Here is a 20,371-nt window from a genome sequence, read left to right on the forward strand (position 1 = left end):
AATCAGGAGGGTGAGCAAACCACCCACCAAGTTCCCCTCATGGCACACCGCCGCACGGCGGCCCAAGCACGTCAACCGGGCATTCCGTCTGCCCGGGGCCGCAGCAGGATGGGCAGGTAATGGTGCAGGAACAGCAACAGCGCCAGGCTCCAGCACAGTGCCGAAACGCTTACCCCCAGCGATGTGAACAGCGGCAGAATCACCCGGGCCAAGGTCGCCAGTTGCATCAGGGCAAAGGCCCAGGCAATGCTGGTCGGCACCTGCAATCGCCTGCCGGTGTGGCCCAGGCTGACCCGCGCCATCATAGCCAGGATCAGCCCGGTCATGGCGCCAACGGTCAGCGCGTGGGTCACCAGGCTCGGGCTCAGGGCCACCCGGCTATGCCACAACGCCATGCCCAGGCAGGCCAGGGCGAGCCAGGCGTAGGCCAGGTGTAGCGACCATAGCAACGGTACGCGCCACAGGCCACGGTCGTGCCACAGCACCAGTCGGGTCGCATGCAGCGCGAACAAGGCAAAAAACAGCACCGCCAGGCTTGCTTGCGGCGTATCGGCCAGGCCGGTGGCAAACGCCAGCGGTACTGCGACGCCGAGCAACAGGCAGGCTCGGTCCAGCCATGGGCGGGCAGGGGCCGCGTCAAGGTGACCCAGACCACGGCGGGTAAAGAATGGTATGACCCGGCCGCCGAGTACGGTCATCATCGCCGTCACCAGCCACAGCCCGGCAAATATTCCACGACGCTGCCACAGTTCGTCCTGGTGCAACCAGCCGGCCAAGGTCAGCCACTGGCAGGCGGCAATCAACAGCACCAGTACGACGATCGGGTAGTTGTTGCGCAGGCGCCGTTGCAGGACCGGTCGTGCCAGGCTCAATGCCACCAATGGCAGGAAGCTGCCCTCGACCAGTACCAGCAAGCTACCCGGTAGTGGCATAAACCAGCTTACCCGCCCCAGCAGCCAAAGCAGGAACACACCCTGCAGCGCCCGCCCGCTCAAGCCTGGGATGCCGCTCCAGTTCTGCACGGCGGTCAGCAGAAAACCCGCGATAATGGCGGCGGCGAAGCCGAAAAGCATCTCGTGGCGGTGCCAGGCGAGCATACCCCCGGGCGGTGCAGGGGCCGGTGCCCCAGCCAGTACGCCAGCCCACAACAGCAGGGCGGTCAGCGCAAACAAACTGCCACCCAGGAAGAACGGGCGAAAACCCAGGCTCCAGACGGCTTGGCGTGGGCGTGAAGCAGTGGGTTGCAAGAGCATGGGCAGTCCTTGGTTCGTTCAGTAGGCTTCAATTGGGGTAAGATCACGATCCGTGCCAGTTGCAAAGCCCTTGAATATCAAGGTGATGGCACTTCTCAGGGTCCGAATGACACGCGTGTGTTGCGGTCATTCAGACTGGCTTGTATGTCGTTTTGACTTGCTTCAGGGTTTGCCTGGTTCAGTGCCGGCTGACGCTTCGCTACAGGATTCACGTTTTGTCCGACCTCTCGAAAAATCCGCTGCTGCAGTACATGGCCCGTCTGGCCCCATCCAGTCAGCAAACCATGCGCTACATTCTTCAGGACGCCGCCGACCGGCTAGGTTTTGTCGACTGCAACATTGTCGATGTGCCTTGGCATCGGCTTGAGCCGGGCCATGTGATTGCACTGGTGGCTGCCCTGCGTGCCGATGGCTTCGCGCCCAACAGCTCGTCGCTGTACGTCAACGCGATTCGCGGGGTGATGAACGAGGCCTGGCGTCAGGGCCTGATCGACCACGAGCAGCTGTTGCGTATTCGCGAGGTCAAGCCCGCCACGGGCAGCCGCCTGCCGCCAGGGCGCAACCTGCGCCGCAGCCTGATCCGCGAGCTGATGGATGTGTGCGCCGCCGACCCGCGGCCACAGGGGGTACGTGATGCGGCGATCATTGCCTTGCTGTACGGCACCGGCATGCGCAAGTCGGAGTCGGTCGACATCGACCTCGACCAGGTCGACTTCGAGGCGCGCAGCCTGCAGGTAGTGGGCAAGGGCAACCACCAGCTGGTCAAGTACGCACCGCCGTGGGCGTTCGAGAAGCTGCAGGCCTGGCTTGAACTGCGCCGCCAGGAGCTGCCTGCCGGGGCGGAAGATGACCCGTTCCTGTTCAACCGCATCCGTCGCGGCAACCACATTACCCGGGCGCGCATTACCAAGCATGCGATCTACTACATTGCCCGCCAGCGCGGCGCGCAGGTGGGGGTGAAGATCATGCCGCACGATTTTCGCCGGGCATTCATTACCCGGGTGATCGAAGAGCACGACCTGTCGATTGCGCAGAAGCTGGCGCACCACGCCAATATACAGACCACGGCCATCTATGACCGGCGTGATGACAACGAGCGTCGGCGTGCTGTGGACCGCTTCGATTACTGAGGCTTGAAATTGTGGGGCTCAAAGCAGCCCCCTTTTCACGTATGCCGGCACCGAAACAGGGCCGACATACGCCCCTGCTTTGTGCGCCATTGCCCCGCATGCCCGATGCCAGAGCGGGCACCGCACAGGTTTCATCATCGTTCACCTGCGAAGTTGGCCCGCAACCTGCTATATCCAGCCTGCGAATTTGATCGAGTGGTCAGGCCGTGCGCGCTAGCAGGCGCCCGCGCCGGACCCTCTAAACGGCCAGCAGGCCACGGATTTCAGGGGCCGCAGGATGTCGCTCGCGGAGCAGATCGAACAACAGCAAGACGATGCAGGCTGGAGTGCTCACCTGCAGTTGCGCTTTGTCCAGCGTGACGGCGTGACCCGCCTTGGTGCGTGGAAGCATTTCGGACCTCTTTTGGTGCAGCGGCCGTTCTATCCTGAAGGTGCGCCGTGCCATGTCTATGTCCTGCACCCGCCAGGCGGTATCGTCGCCGGCGACCGCCTGGAACTGGACATTCACCTGGAGCCGGGTAGCCACGCGCTGCTGACCATGCCCGGCGCCAGCAAGTTCTACCGCAGCATTGGCCCGACCGCGCGGTTGACCCAACGCTTTCATCTGGCCGCGGGCAGCACCCTGGAGTGGCTGCCGCAGGACAGCATCTTCTTCTCCGGCACCCGCGCCAGCCTCGCCAGCCGTTTTACCCTCGAGCCGGGCGCCCGCCTGCTGGCCTGGGAAACCCTGTGCCTGGGCCGTCCGGTCATGAACGAGCGTTTCGACCACGGCGCCCTCGACAGCCTTTTGCACATCGAACTGCCTGACGAGGTTGGCCTGCATGAGCGCCTGCGGCTCGCAGGCGGGCACCTGGGCAAGCTGGGTGGGCATCCGCTACTCGCCACCTTCTGCGCCGCACCTGCCGATCAGGCCGTGCTGGAGCAGGTGCGCCCGCTACTCGATGAACTGGGCAACCCGGCCGGTGCGACCCTGCTCGGGTCGTTGCTGGTGATCCGCGTGCTCGACCATGACAACCAACACCTGCAACGCACCCTGCAACGCCTGTGGCATGTGCTGCGCCCGGCCATCCTTGGCCTGCCAGCCTGCCCGCCGCGTATCTGGGCTACCTGAGAGAGCACCATGGAGCTTACCCCGAGAGAGAAAGACAAACTGCTGCTGTTCACTGCCGCGCTGCTGGCGGAGCGGCGGCTGGCCCGTGGCCTGAAGCTCAACTACCCGGAGGCCGTGGCGCTGATCAGTGCCGCGGTGCTCGAAGGCGCCCGCGATGGCCGCACAGTCGCCGAACTGATGAGCCTGGGGCGTGAAGTGCTGACCCGTGAGCAAGTGATGCCCGGTATCGCTGAGATGCTTCACGACGTGCAGGTCGAAGCGACCTTCCCGGATGGCACCAAGTTGGTGACCGTGCATGACCCCATCGTCTGAAACCGCCAAGGAGCGTCGCATGATCCCAGGTGAAATCCAGGTCGCCGCGGGCGACATCGAGTTGAACAGTGGCCGAGAAACGGTCAGCGTCAGTGTGGCCAACCATGGCGACCGGCCGGTGCAGGTCGGCTCGCACTACCACTTCTACGAGGTCAACGACGCGCTGGTATTCGACCGTGCGCCCACCCTGGGCTTTCGCCTGGACATCCCGGCCGGCACTGCCGTGCGCTTCGAGCCGGGTCAGGCGCGTACCGTGCAACTGGTGGCTTACGCCGGCAAGCGTGAGGTCTATGGTTTTCAGGGCAAGGTGATGGGCGCGCTGGAGGGCAGGGCATGAGCCGTATTTCCCGTCAGGCCTATGCCGACATGTTCGGCCCCACGGTTGGCGACCGCGTGCGCCTGGCCGACACTGCGCTGTGGGTGGAGGTCGAGAAAGACTTCACGATCTACGGCGAAGAGGTGAAGTTCGGCGGCGGCAAGGTCATTCGCGATGGCATGGGGCAGGGCCAGATGCTGGCGGCCGAGGCCATGGACCTGGTGTTGACCAATGCGCTGATCATCGACCACTGGGGCATCGTCAAAGCCGACATCGGCATCAAGCATGGACGCATTGCGGTGATCGGCAAGGCCGGCAACCCCGATGTGCAGCCGGGCGTGAACGTGCCGGTTGGGCCGGGGACCGAGGTGATCGCGGCCGAGGGCAAGATCGTCACCGCCGGGGGGGTCGATTCGCATATCCACTTCATTTGCCCGCAGCAGGTGGACGAGGCATTGAACAGCGGTGTCACCACGTTCATCGGCGGTGGAACCGGGCCGGCCACTGGCACCAATGCCACCACCTGCACGCCCGGCCCTTGGTACCTTGCGCGCATGTTGCAGGCCGCCGACAGCTTGCCGATCAACATCGGGCTGCTGGGCAAGGGCAATGCCTCGCGGCCGGACGCGCTGCGCGAGCAGATTGCCGCAGGTGCTGTCGGGCTCAAACTGCATGAAGACTGGGGCTCTACGCCAGCAGCCATCGACTGTTGCCTGGGCGTGGCCGAGGAAATGGATATCCAGGTGGCGATTCACACCGACACCCTCAACGAGTCGGGCTGTATCGAAGACACGTTGACGGCCATCGGCGACCGCACCATCCACACCTTCCATACCGAAGGTGCCGGTGGCGGCCATGCCCCGGACATCATCCGTGCGGCGGGGCAGGCCAACGTGCTGCCATCCTCGACCAACCCGACCCTGCCGTACACGATCAACACCGTGGACGAGCACCTGGACATGCTCATGGTCTGCCACCACCTGGACCCGAGCATCGCCGAGGACGTGGCCTTCGCCGAGTCGCGCATTCGCCGCGAAACCATCGCTGCCGAGGACATCCTCCACGACATGGGCGCCTTTGCCATGACCTCGTCCGACTCCCAGGCCATGGGCCGGGTTGGCGAGGTGGTGCTGCGCACCTGGCAGGTGGCGCACCAGATGAAGCTGCGTCGCGGGCCGCTGGCACCGGACACCCCGTACAGCGACAACTTCCGGGTCAAGCGCTACATCGCCAAGTACACCATCAACCCGGCACTCACCCACGGCATCGGTCACGAAGTGGGCTCGGTGGAGGTCGGCAAGCTGGCCGACCTGGTGCTGTGGTCGCCAGCGTTCTTTGCGGTCAAGCCGGCTTTGGTGCTCAAGGGCGGGATGATCGTCACCGCGCCCATGGGCGACATCAACGGCTCCATACCCACCCCCCAGCCGGTGCACTATCGGCCGATGTTCGGCGCGCTGGGCGCGGCGCGGCATGCCACACGCATGACATTCCTGCCTCAGGCGGCAATGGACCGCGGGCTGGCAGAGGAGCTTAACCTGCGCAGCCTGATTGGCGTGGTCAACGGCTGCCGGCGGGTACGCAAGCCGGACATGGTCCACAACACCCTGCAGCCGCTGATCGAAGTCGATGCGCAGACCTATCAGGTGCGTGCTGATGGCGAGCTGTTGGTCTGCGAGCCGGCCAGCGAACTGCCGCTGGCCCAGCGCTATTTCCTGTTCTGAGGAGCACAAATGATTGTCTTGAGCCGCCGTATCTCCGAACCCGGTACGCGGGTTGTCAGTGGCACTGTCACCCTCGACGTGGACAGCCGTATCAAGAGCCGCCTGCGAGTAACCCTGGACGATGGCCGCGAAGCCGGGCTGATGCTGGAGCGCGGCCACCTGCTGCGCGGAGGTGAACTGCTGGCCGATGCCGAGGGCACCCAGCTGATCCGCGTGCTGGCGGCGCCCGAGGCGGTGTCGACGGTGCGCTGTGCCGATCCACACCTGTTGGCCCGCGCCGCCTACCACCTGGGTAACCGCCATGTGCCGCTGCAGATCGAACCCGGGCTGTTGCGCTTCCAACACGACCATGTGCTGGACGACATGCTGCGGGGGCTGGGCCTGACGGTAGAGGCCGAACAGGCCCCGTTCGAGCCTGAAGCGGGCGCTTACCAAAGTGCACCGCATGGCCACAGCCACAGCCATGCCCATGGCCACGATCACCCGTTCGTACGCTTGCCTGCCCATTCCTGAACTGCCCTGGAGCAACCGATGAAAAAGACTTTCGCCCTGTTTCTGTTGATGCTGGCACTGCCAGCCTTCGCCCATCCGGGCCATGACAGCAACCCGCTGCAGGACGGCCTGCTGCACCCGCTGACCGGGCTTGATCACCTGCTGATGCTGCTGGGCACCGGCGTGCTCGCCGCGTTGACCCGGCGCAACCTGACATTGCCCCTGGCGACCCTGGCGGCCATGTTCGGTGGCGCCGTGTGCGGTCACCTGTTCGGCGATGTGCTGGGCATGGAAACCCTGATTGCCGTGTCGCTGCTGGTGGCTGCCGGGGCGGTGCTGCTGCCGAGCCGCCAGTCGCTGCTGGCCATGGCCATGCCGGTGTTCGCCTTGTTCCATGGTTGGGCACATGGCGTAGAAGCCACGCCGAGCGCGTTCTGGCAATTCAGCGCGGGGTTTGTCGTGGTCAGCGGCTTGCTGCTGGCGGCGGGCTTTGCAGTCGGTTGCCTGCTGCGCCGCCACAGCGGCCTGCAGAAGGCCTTTGGCGGTGGCCTGTTGGCCGGCGCCGCGCTGGTGCTGGCCGGTTGATGAACAGCGACCTGGCGCTGCTGCGCCTGCTGCAGTTGGCCAGCCCCGGCTTGCCGGTGGGTGGTTTTACCTATTCGCAAGGCCTGGAGTGGGCGGTCGAGGCCGGCTGGGTTCGGGGCGTGGACAGTTTTGCCGGCTGGCAGCGTGAGCAGGTTCACGACACCCTGGCCTGCCTCGACTGGCCGGTGCTGGCGCGTCTGTACCACGCCTGCCAGGCTGAGGACGCCGAAGCGTTCGGTCACTGGAGCCGGTTCTTGCTGGCCAACCGCGAAACCGCCGAGCTGCGCCTGGAAGAACAGCAGCGCGGCGCAGCGCTGGCGCGGTTGCTCGACGGCTGGCAACTGGGCCAGGCACCCGCCTGGCGCACCAGCCTTGAGCTGACCCAGTTGGGCGGCATGGCCTGGCTGGCTGCACACTGGGCCATCCCGCTGCGCCAGCTGGCATTGGGCCATGGCTTTGCCTGGCTGGAGGGTGCAGTCATGGCCGGGGTCAAGCTGGTGCCGTTCGGCCAGCAGGCTGCCCAGACCTTGCTGCGCGACCTTGGCGCCGACTTGCCCGCTGCACTGGACCAGGCACTGGCCCTGGGCGATGACCAGCTTGGCGGCGGCCTGCCGCTGCTGGCCATCGCTTCATCGCGTCACGAAACCCAATACACCCGTTTGTTCCGTTCCTGAGGACTGCCTGCATGCAAAGCTATCAACAACCCCTGCGCGTCGGTGTCGGCGGCCCGGTCGGCTCTGGCAAGACCGCTCTGCTGGAAGCACTGTGCAAGGCCATGCGCGATCACTACCAGATTGCCGTGGTTACCAACGACATCTATACCAAGGAAGACCAGCGCATCCTCACCGAGGCCGGCGCCCTTGAGCCGGAGCGCATCGTTGGCGTTGAAACCGGCGGCTGCCCGCACACGGCCATTCGTGAAGACGCCTCGATGAACCTGGCGGCGGTCGAAGCGCTGGCGCGCAAGTTCGGTAACCTCGAAGTCATTTTCGTGGAAAGCGGCGGTGACAACCTCAGCGCCACGTTCAGCCCGGAGCTGGCTGACTTGACCATTTATGTGATCGACGTGGCTGAGGGCGAGAAGATCCCGCGCAAGGGCGGCCCAGGCATTACCAAGTCCGACTTCCTGGTGATCAACAAGACCGACCTGGCGCCTTATGTAGGGGCTTCACTGGAGGTGATGGAGCGCGACACCCAGCGCATGCGGCCGCAGCGGCCCTGGACCTTCAGCAACCTGAAGAAGGGCGAGGGGTTGCAGGCGGTGATCGACTTTATCGTCGAGCGCGGGATGCTGGGTGTGCGAGCCTGACAGATCGAGGTCTCTGTGCGGGCATGTCCGCACAGAGACCAACGCGGTGGATGGCACCGGCTCTGCCGGTGTTCGCGGGTGAACCCGCTCCTACGACGGGCTGTGTCCAATCACCGAGGTGTGTCCACCCCCGATCAGGTGTAGGAGCGGGTTTACCCGCGAATACGGTAGCGGCGGCAACGGTGAACGGTGGGTGGAGATTGGCCAGCAGGCCCGGCCCTTTCGCGGGTGAACCCGCTCCTACACGACGGGCTGTTTCCAATCACCGATGTGTGTCCACCCCGATCAGGTGTAGGAGCGGGTTTACCCGCGAATACGGTAGCGGCGGCAACGGTGAACGGCGGGTCGAGATTGGCCAGCAGGCCCGGCCCTTTCGCGGGTGAACCCGCTCCTACACGACGGGCTGTGTCCAATCACCGATGTGTGTCCACCCCCGATCAGGTGTAGGAGCGGGTTTACCCGCGAATACGGTAGCGGCGGCAACGGTGAACGGCGGGTCGAAATTGGCCAGCAGGCCCGGCCCTTTCGCGGGTGAACCCGCTCCTACACGACGGGCTGTGTCCAATCACCGATGTGTGTCCACCCCGATCAGGTGTAGGAGCGGGTTTACCCGCGAATACGGTAGCGGCGGCGACGGTGAACGGCTGGTGGAGATTGGCCAGCAGGCCCGGCCCTTTCGCGGGTGAACCCGCTCCTACGGGGCGACCGCGCAAGCCTTCGAATGTTGATCAAGACAGTTGCCCCACAGGTGTGTGTTGCCTGCATCATTTGTGACAACAGTGAGGCTTGTCCGGTTGCCCTTCATAGCGGTCATGGTGCCGCACCCAGTCCATGGTCCCACCTTCATTGCGCCCCAGTGGCGCAATGTCGAGGAAGTTGTAGGTGTTGACCAGAATGTCCAGCCCGCGGGCGTAGGTTGAGTAGGTGTGGTACACGCTGCCGTCGCCTTCGCGGAAAAACGCACTCAAGCCGGGCAGCTCGCTTTCATTGCCCTCATACGGCTCATAGTTGTACTGCCGCTGGCCTTCACTGCCGACACTGACGCCAAAGTCCTCGTTGAAGGGGCTGCCATGCGACGAATACCACGGGAACTGCCAGCCCATGCGCTGGCGAAATGCCTGAAATTCAGCATACGGGGCCCGTGACACCGTCACCAGCGACACATCGTGGTGGGCCAAGTGCAGGTTGGCGCCGTCAAAGTGGTCGGCCAGAAAAGAGCAGCCGGGGCAGCCCTCGCTCCAACCCTCGGCGAACATGAAGTGGTAAAGCAACAACTGGCTGCGGCCTGCGAACAGGTCGGCCAGGCTCAACGCGCCGTTCGGGCCGAAGAAGCGGTAATCCTGCTCGACCTTTACCCAAGGCAGGGCGCGACGGGCTGCAGCTAGCGCGTCGCGGTGGTGGGTAAACGCCTTTTCGTGCAGCCACAGTTGCTGGCGAGCTGCCAGCCACTGGCTGCGGGAAACCACCGGGTGCCTGCTTTCGCGGGTGCTCATGGTGCTGTCTCCTCGCTGGGGGATTCACACCTTGGTCGAGTACGACCAGGTCGATTCGACAAGCACCGGTGACCGGGCGATGAGCGGTACCTGCTTAGCCCGAATGAGCGATATGCCCCTCGGCCAGCTCATCGGCGCCGTCATCCTCACCCGGCAGGGCGGTGATCACGCTGAAGTCGCTGACTTCTACCTTGCCGCCGCCATAGCCCAGCAAGTGGAAGGAAAACGCCTTGCGCTCGGTCGGGTTGTCGAAGCTGAACTCCATCTCCAGTGGCGCGTCGGCAGTGACCTTTACCTCTTCTGGCAGGCCCAGCGGCACGTCCTGTTCCAACTGCTTGGCCTTGAGCCGGATATAAGCCGCACGTTCAGGGTCCAGCGAGCGGACCTTGACCCGCACGCGGGTATGCGAGCCTCCGGGCATTTCCAGATACTGGGCGCCAATGAGGTTGTCGGCCCAGTCATCGTCAATGCGCTTGCGCAACTTGATCGGCGAAGGGCCGCCGAACTGGTAGCGCAGGTTGAGCGGGGTTTGCAGCAAGGATTGGTCGAGCACCCCGGCCAAGGCGCCGATCTGTTGGCCCAGCAGGCTGTCGGCCGGACCGAGGTAGCGGGCCTGGTCGGCGATAAAGCCCTCACTGGCATAACGCCGGCAGCGCTGTTGGAAGTCACATTCGGTGAACAGGCCCTGGCCGTTGTGGTAGCGCAGCATGCCGTTGGTGTAGGAGATCATCTCGCGGCCGCTGTCGTAGTCGCGGTACAGCGAGCGACCGCCAAGCGCGACGGGAATGGGCAGTGCGAAGTAGTCGAGCAGCGAGGTGGCCAGGTCGATATGGCCGTAGGTGCCGCGCTTGATGGTTGGCAGCTGGGCCTGCTCTGGCGCCAGGGTAAGGTTGAAGCCCCAGGACGAGGCCAGGCGCACGCCATCGATGCCGTGGGACTCGTCGGAAGTCACCACCACCAGTGTGTCCTTGAGGACGCCCTGGTGCTCGAGATTGTCAAGAAATGCCCCGACTGCGTCATCCAGGTAGGCGACCGCTGCCTGTTTCGGTGTGTCGAAGCGCTCGAGGTACTCGGCCGGCGCCGAATAGGGCTGGTGGGTGCCCACGGTGAGCAACGTCAGCATCCATGGCTTGTCCTGCTTCTGCAACTGGCCCACATAGCCCAGGGCACCTTCGAAGAAGGCGCGGTCATCCTTGCCCCACGGGAAGTCCAGGTAGTTCTTGTTGGCGAACCACTCCTGGCCATGCACCGCATCGAAACCGATGTGCGGCATGATGCGGTCCTTGGCCATGAAGCGCAGCCCCGCGCCTTGCAGATAGTGGGTGGTGAAGCCGGCCTGGCGCAATTGCGCCGGCAGGCAGGCCTGGTTGCGTTCGTTCTGGGTCAGCAGTTCTACGCCTTTGGGCGTGCCGTTGGCCAGCTTGTCGTAATCGCCGCACAGCATCGCATACAGGCCACGGATGGTCTGGTGGGTGTGCAGCACGTAGTCTGGGGTGTTCATGCCGCGCTCGGCCCACTTGCTGAGCTTGGGCATCAAGTCGTCGTTGAAACGGCTGTTCAGCGCCTGGCGGTTAGGCTGCAGGTAGGCGCCCGGGATGCCTTCCAGGGTAATCACCAGCAAGTTGCGGGCGCTTCCCGGGCCGGCAAGCAGCCTTTGCCCATGCAGGTCGGATTGAGTCAGGCCGCTGCTGGCCAGCGGGGTGAAGGGTTGCGTGCGGCCCATCCAGCCTTCGACCTGGCGTTGCAGGTTACCGACCCCGGCAGACATCAACTGGTGGGGGAGGTTGTATTGCCGCCACTGGTCGGCATCGGAAGGTAGCAACTGCTGGCTGCCCCAATGCGCGCCGAACAGCAGTATGGGTATGGCCCAGGCTTTGCGCGGCAGTGGCTGGCTACGCCGTGCACGGCTGCGCCACGCAAAGGCCAGCCAGGCCAGCAGGCCGCCACCCAGGGCCCAGGGCAGCCAGGCATGGGCCAGGCCGCCACCGGTCGAATTCTCCATGAATTGCGGGTCGGTCAGGTAATTAAGGTCGGCGCTGGTGGGCAGTCGGCCCACTGCGCTTACCAGCTCGGCCGAGGCCACCCACAGCGCCGCCCAGGCCAGCAGCACGGGCAGCGCCAGCCACCACGGCCTGCGGTGTAGCAGCACTATCAACAGGCTGCCGAGGGCGAGATCGGACAGGTAACCGAACGGGTTGGACCAACCCAGCATGGCGCGCGTACCCAGTGGGATCACCAGCACCAGGGCCGCCAAAGCGGCAAGCCGGGTGCTTGGGTGGTCGGACAGGTTCTTCACAAAAACTTCCCTTTTGCCATTAAATCGTCATGCATCTGTGATTGATGATATCAGGCCTGGGCAGGGAAGGCGGCCGGTTACAAGGCTTGTAACCAAAGCCGGGCCCGTTCGCACAGGCCCGGCCGATGGCAACTATCAGAAGTAATAAGGGAATTTCAGGCTGAAAGAAAAGTCAGGTGCGTCATCGGTCAGACCAATGGACAGGTTGGGCACGATGGTCAGGTTGTCGGTGGCGGCGAAGGTCAGGCCAATGTTGAAGTTGGCGGCGTTGTAGTCACTGTTGGAGATCGATTGCCAGTCGCCGCCATCAGGTTTGATCTTGCTCTTGCGGGCGAACTGGTCGGATACCGAGAACGACATACTCATCTTTTCGTTAAGGGCAAAGGCGATGCCACCGCCGATCTGCCACGAGTCGCCAAGCTTGACGTCACCCGGCACCTTGCTGTTCACCTGCGGACTGATGTCGCTGAACGAGTCTTGCATGTTGTAGGTGTAGGACAGGCTGCCGAACAGCACGGCCGGGTCGAAGGTCTTGACCAGCGAGATGCCCGGTGTGATCGACCATACACCGTTGCCGGTCGGTAGGCTTTCCGGTACCGCGAGGTTGTTGTTGCCGTCCACCTCGCGCAGTTTGATGCCATAGGGGTCTTTGCCGGTCGGTGCCTTGATTCGCAGGGTGGCCACTGCGTCAGGCCAGGTTTCGTCCTCGTCGAGGAACTTGTAGGCCACCCCGACGTTGATATCGCCGATTTCCGGGTCGCGGGTCACGCTGGCATCGGAAGTGGTTGCCCCGGCTCCCCCCGCACCGCCAGACGAGTAGGTGGACTCGCGGTAAACCACGGGGACGTTGATATCGAACTGCCAGCGCTGCGCCAGGTTGTAGCGCGCGGTCATGTCCAGGGTCCAGTTGTCAGCCTTGATCCGGTCAAGGTTGATGCTGCCGAGGAAGATCGAGTCCAGTGCCAGAAAGCCATTGAGGGTCAGCGCACGGGTATCGTAATGGGTATAGGTAACGCCGGTTTCGAAGCTGAACTTGCCCCCGCCAAAGAATCCGCTGGCTTCGTCATACAGGTTGGAAACGCTTTGCGCCGGCTCGGAATCGGCTGTCAGCGCCTGGCCGTAGGAGCTCCCTGTAGTGCCCGGTGCGCCAGAGGCGACGGTCTGCGCACCTTTCACCCCTTCGGCCGGAGACTTGACCAAGCGTTTGGGTTGCGCGGCAGCAGGGGCCTCCTCGACCTGGCGCACACGTTGCTCCAGCACCATCAGTGCCTGTTGCTGTGCCTCATAGCGGCGTTTGAGTTCAATCAGTTCCTGTTTCAGCGCTTCGACTTGTGGGTCGGCGGCTGCGTAAAGTGCGGTGGCGGGGGCCAAGGTAGTCAAGCACACAAAAGCTCTGAGCGTAAAAGATCGGTACATGGAGTTGCCGTCCCTTCCAACTACTTTTGATGAGACTGAGCGTAGATCAGTATCCGAAGGTGCGAAGACCTTTGAGCTGGTCGAGGCTACCGTTGAGGGAAGCCGCTGTCGGCACGCTCTCGCGCATGACAACGTTCAGGGTGGTGACGTTGTTGACCAGGTTGCCGTTGCCAAGCAGCGTCGAGTTCTGCAACAGGCCACCTTGGGCCAGGCGTTGTACGCTGCTGCCCTGGTTATTGCTGGCATTGATGTTGAGCTGCACGCCCACACCGCTTGAGGAGACACTGAGCGCGCCGGCGCCATTTTCCCCGACCAGGGTCTGGCCGGCGGCCAGTACCTGGCCTTGCTGTTGTGCAGCGGGGGCCTGGTTGGCTTTGGTCACGTTGATGTCGACGTTGTTGTAAGCGGCGTTGTTGTCACCGGCTGCACGGACCACCTGGGTCACACCTTCGGTGGTGGTCAGGCCGTTGCCGCCCGTTACCACGCCAGTCCCGGCCGCAGACGCGCTGCTCGGCGCCGTACCTGCGCCTTTTCTATCGATCATCGATACATAGAACTGGGGTTTGATGGTCGATTGCTGAACTTGCAGCGTGGACGTTGCTCCGATCACATCCCCTTTTGCATTTTGCCAGGTGCTGGACATGACAATGCCGAAGCTCACGATTCGTCCGGGCATCACATAGCGGCCCCGCAGGTTGGCCAGCTCCTGGTCCTTCAGTTCGATGGGTTTCAACGCCTCTGCGTGACTGGGCAGGCTGGCTGCCAGGCAGGCGATGGCCAACCACAATGAAGTCTTCATGAAATGCTCCCTGGAGCCTCATGCTCCTTGTCATTAGAACAGTCGTTAGAAGAAGTCGCTTCTGATGAAGCCGAAGTCCAGCAGCTCTGAGTCCTGCACGGGGGTGAAGTTGTTCACCCGGCCCTTGGCGGTCAGTGGCAGGGGCGGGTCGAGCAGGATGTTGTTCTTGTCGTAACCCTGGCCGATCACCGCGAAGATGATGCCGTTCCAACCCTTGAGGAAATCGTCGACCTTGTATCGCCTGTGGCCCAGCACCGGATCACCGATGTACACCCAACCTTTGTCGACTTTCTGCATGACCACGAAGTGCTTGTAGCCGCGCACATCCATCAGCACCACGACAGGAATGCGTACGCTGTGCAGGGTTTCAGGCGCCACCCGGTAACCGCGGGCACGCATCCCGAGGCTTTCGACGTAGCGCTTCATGTCGAGCATCGAGAAGCCTTGCGTACGCACAAGGTCCTGGTCGGCGTGGGCCAGCATGCCTTCGATGATCTGATGTTCGTCCACATCCAGCCAGTACGCCTGGCGCAGGATGGTCGCCAGCGCGGCGGCGCCGCAGCTGAAGTCGGTCTTTTGTTGCACCAGGTCGGCGAACTTGCGTTCACGCAAGCTCTGGATCGGTTTGAACACCACAGCGCCGCCCGGCAGGACGGACAGCGGCATTTGTGCAGCTTCGCTCACGCTGGCCAGGCACAGCAAAAACGCCAAGGCGAAAATACGCATGATCGGATGCCTTAGGGTGTGTTGAAGAAAGGCCCCCCGAAGGGGGCCTCAAGCACAGCGGTTAGAACGAAGTGTTGGAGATGGCCAGCGAGTTGCTTTGCTGGTTGCCCACACCGGCTGCTACGTTCACGCCCAGGTTACCGCTGCCACCGTTCACCGAACCGCTAAGGGTTGCAGTGTTGGTAACTGGGTTGGCCCAGCCGGTCGGGGTCAGCACTTGGAAGGACACAGTATTGCTCAAGTCGTAGGCGCTGCTTTCGCTGTAGCTCTTCGAAACGTCGTTCGAGGATTGTTTTGATTGCTCGCCAGACTTCGAGAACTCAGACGCCGAAGCATTCTCGTACGAAGAGTCGTGAGACTTGGTGTACGAAGACTCTTTGGACTTGTCGTACGACGACTGATGCGCCTTGTCGTAGTTGGAGTCGAATGCTTTCTCGAACGACGAGTCGTATGCACTTTCGTGCGACTTGTCGACCGACACATCCAGCGACGCACTCAGCGAGCCATCGAAGGAGCTGGAGTCGGTACGCTCGTGACGGCCATAGTCGGTGGTCCGGGTACGCGAGGCGCTAACGTCAGCGTCCAGCGAAGCTGCCAGGCTGGCGCTGCTCGACGCGCTGTGGCTGCCGCTGGCAGAGCCACTGGCATCCCAGCCGAACGAGCCACTTGCGCTCGAGTTGTGGGAGCCGCTGGCATTGCTGGATTGCGAGCCGCTGGAGTTCCAGCCACTGGAGCCGCTGGAACTGGCGCTTTGCGCACCGGCGACGCTGAAGCTCGAAGACGAGCTGCGGTCGTCGGTCGAGTTGAAGCTACCTTCCTTCGAGCTTGAACCGCTGGCCGATTTGGTGATGGTAATCGTATCCACCCGATAGGTGCGGTCGGCGCTGTTGTTTACAATCAGGCCTGGGCCGTCCTGATTGGCTGAAGCCGTGGCAGTGGCGTTACCCAGCGGGGCACCGGTGTTGGCGATGGCCATGGTGTTTTTCTGCTGGTTCAGGTCGCCACCGGCAACGTTGATGCCAATGTTGCCCTCAGCCCCGCTGGCTGAGCCGCTCATCACAGCCGAAGACTGGGTCGAATAGTTGTCGACCCGGTTGTTTCTGCTGGTTTGCACAACGTCAGCCGTGGCACTGGCCATGCCGAACACGAAGCTGTTGTCCAGGCTCGAGTCGGAGCCTGCGTTGGCAATGGCAGCGGCGTTATCTTGCTGGTTGCCGTTACCGGCCGCCACGTTTATGCCAACGTTGCCGCTGGAGCCGGTGCCAGAGTCACTCATCTCGGCTTCGTTGATGGTGCCTTCATTGGAGATGCGGTTGCGAGTGCTGGTTTGGGTGTCCCAGGCATTGGCCGTTGCATACACAGGGATCTTGGTGGGTGGAGGCGTGTGATGACCATTGTTGTGGTGGCCGTTATGGTGGTCATTACGCCGATCATTTTGCCCAGCTTGTACAGCAACAGCCATGACCGCAGCAATTGCGAAAACCAGAGGCTTGATTGCCATCGAGGGTTTCATGGTGATTCTCCGTACGCTATTAGGTTAAGTGTCGTTCTTAACTGCAGGGTCAATCCGCGACCCGGATGCTCAAGGTGTTGGCCATTCGGTTTCCCACCCCGGCACTCTGGTTCAACTGGATCACCCCTCGGCTACCGGTGAAGGCCTGGTCACTGGTAGTGACCTGGCGATAGCCTGCTGGAATGTCAGTTGCTCCTGAGTTGTTGATCAGCGCCACGTTCTGCTGCATGAGGACGCTGTCGTCGATGCTTTGCGGTTGTGCACCAATGCTGATGCTCAGTGCGTTGGCTTGCTGGGTGTTGGCACCTGCGCTCTGGTTGACCCCCAGGGCGCCGCTGCCGTTGCTGAAAGCGTTGCCTTGGATGGTTGAGCGGGCGTCCATCGCGGGGTCGGCGGGCGTGTCGAGCCGTTGCCGGATCTGGGTGCTTGCATTGGCTTCGGGGCCGACGGCGATGGCGCGCGCATTGACTTGCTGCTGTTTGTCGCCAGCGGCCTGGTTGACAGAGAGGTTGCCCTGATAGCGGCTGCCTGAACTGTCGATATCGGCGTTGTTGATGACGGGAACCAGGGATTGCGCAAAGGCCGGCGCAGTGCAAAGGGCGGCCAGCATCAGCAGTGTGCGCTTCATCTCACTTGCCCCCGCCGGTCAGAATCTGCAGCGGCGCGAGGCCACGCTGCACGCTCGAGTTGACCATGTTCGAGATACCGTTACCCGACCCCGTGCCGCGTCCGCCCGCCAAGTTGGGAAGCTGGTTCTGGTTGCCGAGGTTGCCACCCAGGTTGTTGGTCTGCTGGGTGACCAGGTTGCTGATGCCTGCACCGCTGCTGATGCCGGCGAAGTCGCCATCGCTCAGCTCGTTGGTTTGCTTGAGCACGTGGGCAGAAGGGTTGGCATTGACGGTGGTAGGGCTCGGGTCTGGGATCAGAGGGGGGATGGTCGCGTTGCGCACCTGCACATCGCGCTTGATGATGATGATCCCCTTGTCCGCCTGAGCCGTCAGGCTGAGTGACCCCAGTACACAACCCACCAGTAATAGGTGATAGAGGCGTTTGTCACGTTTCCTCACGACGGCAACTCCTTCTTTGAGCGCTGGCCCTGTTCAGCGATGCGAACGACAGAGCAGAAGGTGTGCCGCTTTTTAGAATCTTTTTTAGATCAGATAGTTAGGGCAAGAGGCTGACAAAATGCGGCGCATGTTGTCTCAGGCTTGAAACAGCTTGCCCTGCGCGTTGCCGGCAAAGTCAGCTGTGGCCTTGATTGGAAGGGTTTTTGCAAGTGTGTTTCACGGGCTTGACACTGCACCCAGGACAGGGGGAAGCCCCGCAATTTCGGGGGCTTTGCCCCACCGGAGTGTGTCAGTGGTTTAACACTCGGTTGGGCATGATGGCGCATCGCTACCAAGCAGCATAGCAACCGATTGCAAGGCCAGCAATTGGCGTTGCGGCCAATTGCCATCGAGTATTCGGTGCGGCTGTTTGTGCCGCCTCAGCCACGCCTGGCTGTCGTCGAAAAAGCGCTGACGATCGCTGAGATCGGGTTGGCAACGCTGACCATCGGCAATCCAGTCCACCCCTTGCGGGCTGAGCAACAGGTGCAGGTCGTAACGCCGTGTCAGCAGTGCCTCTTCCAGCCAGGTTGGGCAGTCGTCGAACAGTGCCTGGCTCCAGAGCATGTTGCTCAGCAGGTGGGTGTCCAGAATTAGCAGTGGGGGCGCCAGCTCGCGCGCACGGTCCTCCCATGCCAGTTGCCCGCGGGCGATGGCGGGAATATCGGCGTAGCAGGTGTCACGGCATTGCTGGTCGATGAAATGGCGCACGTACTCGCCCACCACCACGCCACCAAAATGTGCCTGGATCACCCCGCTAAGCCAGCTTTTGCCACTGGATTCTGGGCCGCACAGTACCAGCACTTTCATTGCTTGTGGCGCACTCATGGCTGTACCAACGCCGGGTCGCGGCGCCATTCCAGCCAGCCGCGTACAGCAATCAGGGTGAGCACGGCGAAGAAGCCGGCGGTGAAATACAACTGCTGATGCAGGTATTGGCCCACATAGATGATGTCGACCACGACCCACAGGGGCCAGCACTGCAGGCGTTTCTGCGCCATCCACAGTTGCGCCACCAGGCTGAATCCGGTCAGGGTGGCATCCAGCCAGGGCAGGGCGGCATCGGTCCAGTTGGCCATGGCCGCGCCCAGGGCGGCGCTCAGCAGCACCCCGGTGGCCAGGCCGGTGAACAGTGCCGGGCGTTGCAGGCGGGAGACCTGACGGGCGTCTTCAGCGTGGCCGGGGCGCTTCCATTGCCACCAGCCGTACAGTTGCAGGATGGCGTAGGCCACTTGCAGCAACATGCCCGAGTACAGCTTTACCTCGTAGAACAGCCAGCCATAAATCAGCACCATGACCAGGCCGATTGGCCAGCACCAGGCGTTCTGCTTGACCGTGAGCCAGACAGCGGTTACGCCGAGGAGGGCGGCAATGAGTTCAAGGCCGGACATCGGCGATCCTTGGAGGCTACGGGGAAGGGGCGAGATTGTAGCGGGTCAGCCGGTGAAGGTGTAGGGCGCAGCGGTGGGATACCCGGTTGTAGGAGCGGGTTTACCCGCGAACACCGGCAGCGCCGGTGCCATCCACCGCGTTGCTTCCTTCGCGGGCATGCCCACAAAGGATCGGCGGCGCCTTGATTACCAGCGCCCCGCCGCATCCTGGTCACTCTGCTTCCCCTCCACCCATCCAGTGGTGTGTCAATCAGCTTTGCCGGTGAAGATGACGCGTATCATCACTGACCTTCAGCGGGCTACACGCGCCCTGTGGGAGCGGCCTTGTGTCGCGATTGGGCCGCAAAGCGGCCCCGGGATTTCGGCTTTGATGCGCAGATTGTCGGGGGCCGCTACGCGGCCCTTTCGCGACACAAGGCCGCTCCCACTCCAATCACGCCAGCTTTCAGAAATTGAGCAAGACAGAGCTCTCACAGGTGCAGCGCAGGCTTCAAGGTCACGCGATACCTGCAGGAGCAGGCATGCCCGCTCCCACAAAGGGCTTGTTCTCAGACCCGGAACTGCCGCAACAACTGCTCCAGCTCTTCGCTCAACCGCCCCAATGCCACCCCGGCATCGCTGGACTGACGCGCCGCATCGGCGGTCTGCTGCGACAACCCGGCAGTATCCAGCACATTGCGGTTGATCTCTTCGACCACATGCGACTGCTGCAAGGTGGCGCTGGCAATGGAGGCATTCAATGCGGTGAGGTTGTTCAGCACCTGGTTGATGGCGTCCAGGCTGGCGCCGGCCTCGCGGGCTTGTTCGACAGTCTGGCGCGATGCCTCGCTGCTGGTGTCTATGGCCTTGACCGCAGCGTCCGACTGACTCTGCAGGTGCTCGATCATGGTATGAATCTCGGCCGTCGATTGTGCTGTACGCTGGGCCAGCAGGCGCACCTCGTCGGCGACCACGGCAAAGCCTCGGCCTTGCTCGCCAGCCCGTGCAGCCTCGATGGCGGCATTCAGCGCCAGCAGGTTGGTCTGTTCGGCAATGGAACGAATCACGTCCAGCACGCCGCCGATGCGCGTGCTGTGGCCGGCCAGGTCGCGGATTACCTGTACGGCCTCATCGATGGTCAGCGACAGGCGGTCGATCTGCGCCAGGCTGCCGTGGATGGCCTGCTGGCCGTGCGTCACCTGTTGTTGTGCCGTCCGCATTTCTCCGGCGGCCTGTTCAGCCGTCTTGGCCACGTCCTGCACGGCGTAGGTCACCTCATTGACTGCTGTGGCCACCTGGTCCATCTGCAACGATTGCTGGGCACTGCGCTGTTGTGCGGCACCCGCATTGTCACCGACGTGCCCGGCGGACTGGGCCAATGCGTGGGCCGCGCCTTGCAGCTGGCCGACGACACCTTGCAGTT

Annotated in this window: 21 protein-coding genes; 9 read left to right on the forward strand and 12 right to left on the reverse strand. The window is 63.0% G+C overall.

Annotated features, from left to right (window positions below; genetic code table 11):
- Positions 1–71: 71 nt before the first annotated feature.
- On the reverse strand, positions 72–1,253 hold the full coding sequence (locus REH59_RS14055; protein WP_014861312.1) for an NnrS family protein: 1,182 nt from the start codon (positions 1,251–1,253) through the stop codon (positions 72–74).
- Positions 1,254–1,468: 215 nt separating this feature from the next.
- Here REH59_RS14055 and REH59_RS14060 point away from each other — a divergent pair, with 215 nt between their 5' ends.
- The 9 genes from REH59_RS14060 (at position 1,469) to ureG (ending at position 8,229) form a co-directional block, all read left to right on the forward strand.
- A complete protein-coding gene (locus REH59_RS14060) occupies positions 1,469–2,383 on the forward strand; it encodes a site-specific integrase (RefSeq protein WP_014861313.1) in 915 nt (304 codons plus the stop codon).
- A 277-nt stretch (positions 2,384–2,660) separates the two neighbouring features.
- The gene (locus tag REH59_RS14065; protein WP_014861314.1) at positions 2,661–3,494 is read left to right on the forward strand and encodes an urease accessory protein UreD; all 834 of its coding nucleotides are present in this window, start codon (positions 2,661–2,663) and stop codon (positions 3,492–3,494) included.
- A 9-nt stretch (positions 3,495–3,503) separates the two neighbouring features.
- On the forward strand, positions 3,504–3,806 hold the full coding sequence (locus REH59_RS14070) for an urease subunit gamma (protein ID WP_003253929.1): 303 nt from the start codon (positions 3,504–3,506) through the stop codon (positions 3,804–3,806).
- A gap of 19 nt (positions 3,807–3,825) precedes the next feature.
- Positions 3,826–4,143 carry an urease subunit beta gene (locus REH59_RS14075; RefSeq protein WP_010953752.1) on the forward strand — a complete coding sequence of 106 codons (318 nt, stop codon included), beginning with the start codon at positions 3,826–3,828 and terminating at the stop codon, positions 4,141–4,143.
- The gene (ureC, locus tag REH59_RS14080; RefSeq protein WP_014861315.1) at positions 4,140–5,843 is read left to right on the forward strand and encodes an urease subunit alpha; all 1,704 of its coding nucleotides are present in this window, start codon (positions 4,140–4,142) and stop codon (positions 5,841–5,843) included. The genes REH59_RS14075 and ureC overlap by 4 nt, the downstream gene beginning before the upstream one ends.
- Before the next feature lie 9 nt (positions 5,844–5,852).
- On the forward strand, positions 5,853–6,356 hold the full coding sequence (gene ureE / locus REH59_RS14085; protein ID WP_003253926.1) for an urease accessory protein UreE: 504 nt from the start codon (positions 5,853–5,855) through the stop codon (positions 6,354–6,356).
- A gap of 18 nt (positions 6,357–6,374) precedes the next feature.
- Entirely contained in the window at positions 6,375–6,920 is a 546-nt protein-coding gene (locus REH59_RS14090; RefSeq protein WP_003253925.1) for a HupE/UreJ family protein, read from the forward strand.
- Positions 6,920–7,594 (forward strand): urease accessory protein UreF, encoded by a 675-nt coding sequence (locus REH59_RS14095; protein ID WP_014861316.1) that lies wholly within the window; start codon positions 6,920–6,922, stop codon positions 7,592–7,594. Before REH59_RS14090 ends, REH59_RS14095 begins: the two co-directional genes overlap by 1 nt.
- A gap of 11 nt (positions 7,595–7,605) precedes the next feature.
- On the forward strand, positions 7,606–8,229 hold the full coding sequence (gene ureG, locus REH59_RS14100; protein WP_003253923.1) for an urease accessory protein UreG: 624 nt from the start codon (positions 7,606–7,608) through the stop codon (positions 8,227–8,229).
- A gap of 764 nt (positions 8,230–8,993) precedes the next feature.
- Here ureG and REH59_RS14105 read toward each other — a convergent pair.
- The 11 genes from REH59_RS14105 to REH59_RS28775 all read right to left on the reverse strand — a co-directional run bounded on the left by REH59_RS14105 (position 8,994) and on the right by REH59_RS28775 (position 20,252).
- Complete coding sequence (locus REH59_RS14105; RefSeq protein WP_014861398.1) at positions 8,994–9,722, reverse strand: DUF899 domain-containing protein; 729 nt, start codon at positions 9,720–9,722, stop codon at positions 8,994–8,996.
- A 94-nt stretch (positions 9,723–9,816) separates the two neighbouring features.
- On the reverse strand, positions 9,817–12,018 hold the full coding sequence (locus REH59_RS14110) for an LTA synthase family protein (RefSeq protein ID WP_014861399.1): 2,202 nt from the start codon (positions 12,016–12,018) through the stop codon (positions 9,817–9,819).
- A gap of 135 nt (positions 12,019–12,153) precedes the next feature.
- Positions 12,154–13,434, reverse strand: a complete 1,281-nt coding sequence (locus REH59_RS14115) for a hypothetical protein (RefSeq protein ID WP_004577464.1) — start codon at positions 13,432–13,434, stop codon at positions 12,154–12,156.
- A gap of 46 nt (positions 13,435–13,480) precedes the next feature.
- Positions 13,481–14,233, reverse strand: a complete 753-nt coding sequence (locus REH59_RS14120) for a hypothetical protein (RefSeq protein ID WP_003253918.1) — start codon at positions 14,231–14,233, stop codon at positions 13,481–13,483.
- Between the two features lie 45 nt (positions 14,234–14,278).
- Entirely contained in the window at positions 14,279–14,959 is a 681-nt protein-coding gene (locus REH59_RS14125) for a C39 family peptidase (RefSeq protein ID WP_003253917.1), read from the reverse strand.
- Between the two features lie 61 nt (positions 14,960–15,020).
- Positions 15,021–16,472 (reverse strand): hypothetical protein, encoded by a 1,452-nt coding sequence (locus tag REH59_RS14130; RefSeq protein WP_014861401.1) that lies wholly within the window; start codon positions 16,470–16,472, stop codon positions 15,021–15,023.
- Positions 16,473–16,521: 49 nt separating this feature from the next.
- Positions 16,522–17,100, reverse strand: coding sequence for a hypothetical protein (locus REH59_RS14135; RefSeq protein WP_010953763.1), 579 nt, complete (start codon positions 17,098–17,100; stop codon positions 16,522–16,524).
- 1 nt (position 17,101) lies between these two features.
- Positions 17,102–17,539, reverse strand: coding sequence for a hypothetical protein (locus tag REH59_RS14140; protein ID WP_003253914.1), 438 nt, complete (start codon positions 17,537–17,539; stop codon positions 17,102–17,104).
- Between the two features lie 297 nt (positions 17,540–17,836).
- Complete coding sequence (locus REH59_RS14145) at positions 17,837–18,406, reverse strand: AAA family ATPase (RefSeq protein ID WP_014861402.1); 570 nt, start codon at positions 18,404–18,406, stop codon at positions 17,837–17,839.
- Positions 18,403–18,969, reverse strand: coding sequence for a nicotinamide riboside transporter PnuC (gene pnuC / locus REH59_RS14150; RefSeq protein WP_003253912.1), 567 nt, complete (start codon positions 18,967–18,969; stop codon positions 18,403–18,405). Before pnuC ends, REH59_RS14145 begins: the two co-directional genes overlap by 4 nt.
- 548 nt (positions 18,970–19,517) lie before the next feature.
- On the reverse strand, positions 19,518–20,252 hold the full coding sequence (locus REH59_RS28775) for a methyl-accepting chemotaxis protein (RefSeq protein WP_404940839.1): 735 nt from the start codon (positions 20,250–20,252) through the stop codon (positions 19,518–19,520).
- Positions 20,253–20,371 lie beyond the last annotated feature (119 nt).

The organism is Pseudomonas sp. BO3-4, from assembly GCF_034044115.1.
In the GTDB taxonomy this organism is placed as follows: Bacteria; Pseudomonadota; Gammaproteobacteria; order Pseudomonadales; family Pseudomonadaceae; genus Aquipseudomonas; species Aquipseudomonas alloputida.

Coding starts and splice junctions, on each gene's coding strand:
- REH59_RS14125 (WP_003253917.1), bottom strand. CDS start 14,959: ATGCGTATTTTCGCCTTGGCGTTTTTGCTGTGCCTGGCCAGCGTGAGC.
- REH59_RS14075 (WP_010953752.1), top strand. CDS start 3,826: ATGATCCCAGGTGAAATCCAGGTCGCCGCGGGCGACATCGAGTTGAAC.
- ureG (WP_003253923.1), top strand. CDS start 7,606: ATGCAAAGCTATCAACAACCCCTGCGCGTCGGTGTCGGCGGCCCGGTC.
- ureC (WP_014861315.1), top strand. CDS start 4,140: ATGAGCCGTATTTCCCGTCAGGCCTATGCCGACATGTTCGGCCCCACG.
- REH59_RS14070 (WP_003253929.1), top strand. CDS start 3,504: ATGGAGCTTACCCCGAGAGAGAAAGACAAACTGCTGCTGTTCACTGCC.
- REH59_RS14065 (WP_014861314.1), top strand. CDS start 2,661: ATGTCGCTCGCGGAGCAGATCGAACAACAGCAAGACGATGCAGGCTGG.
- REH59_RS14095 (WP_014861316.1), top strand. CDS start 6,920: ATGAACAGCGACCTGGCGCTGCTGCGCCTGCTGCAGTTGGCCAGCCCC.
- REH59_RS14135 (WP_010953763.1), bottom strand. CDS start 17,100: ATGAAGCGCACACTGCTGATGCTGGCCGCCCTTTGCACTGCGCCGGCC.
- REH59_RS14055 (WP_014861312.1), bottom strand. CDS start 1,253: ATGCTCTTGCAACCCACTGCTTCACGCCCACGCCAAGCCGTCTGGAGC.
- REH59_RS28775 (WP_404940839.1), bottom strand. CDS start 20,252: ATGGACCAGGTGGCCACAGCAGTCAATGAGGTGACCTACGCCGTGCAG.
- REH59_RS14130 (WP_014861401.1), bottom strand. CDS start 16,472: ATGAAACCCTCGATGGCAATCAAGCCTCTGGTTTTCGCAATTGCTGCG.
- REH59_RS14145 (WP_014861402.1), bottom strand. CDS start 18,406: ATGAGTGCGCCACAAGCAATGAAAGTGCTGGTACTGTGCGGCCCAGAA.
- REH59_RS14120 (WP_003253918.1), bottom strand. CDS start 14,233: ATGAAGACTTCATTGTGGTTGGCCATCGCCTGCCTGGCAGCCAGCCTG.
- pnuC (WP_003253912.1), bottom strand. CDS start 18,969: ATGTCCGGCCTTGAACTCATTGCCGCCCTCCTCGGCGTAACCGCTGTC.
- REH59_RS14090 (WP_003253925.1), top strand. CDS start 6,375: ATGAAAAAGACTTTCGCCCTGTTTCTGTTGATGCTGGCACTGCCAGCC.
- REH59_RS14115 (WP_004577464.1), bottom strand. CDS start 13,434: ATGTACCGATCTTTTACGCTCAGAGCTTTTGTGTGCTTGACTACCTTG.
- REH59_RS14105 (WP_014861398.1), bottom strand. CDS start 9,722: ATGAGCACCCGCGAAAGCAGGCACCCGGTGGTTTCCCGCAGCCAGTGG.
- ureE (WP_003253926.1), top strand. CDS start 5,853: ATGATTGTCTTGAGCCGCCGTATCTCCGAACCCGGTACGCGGGTTGTC.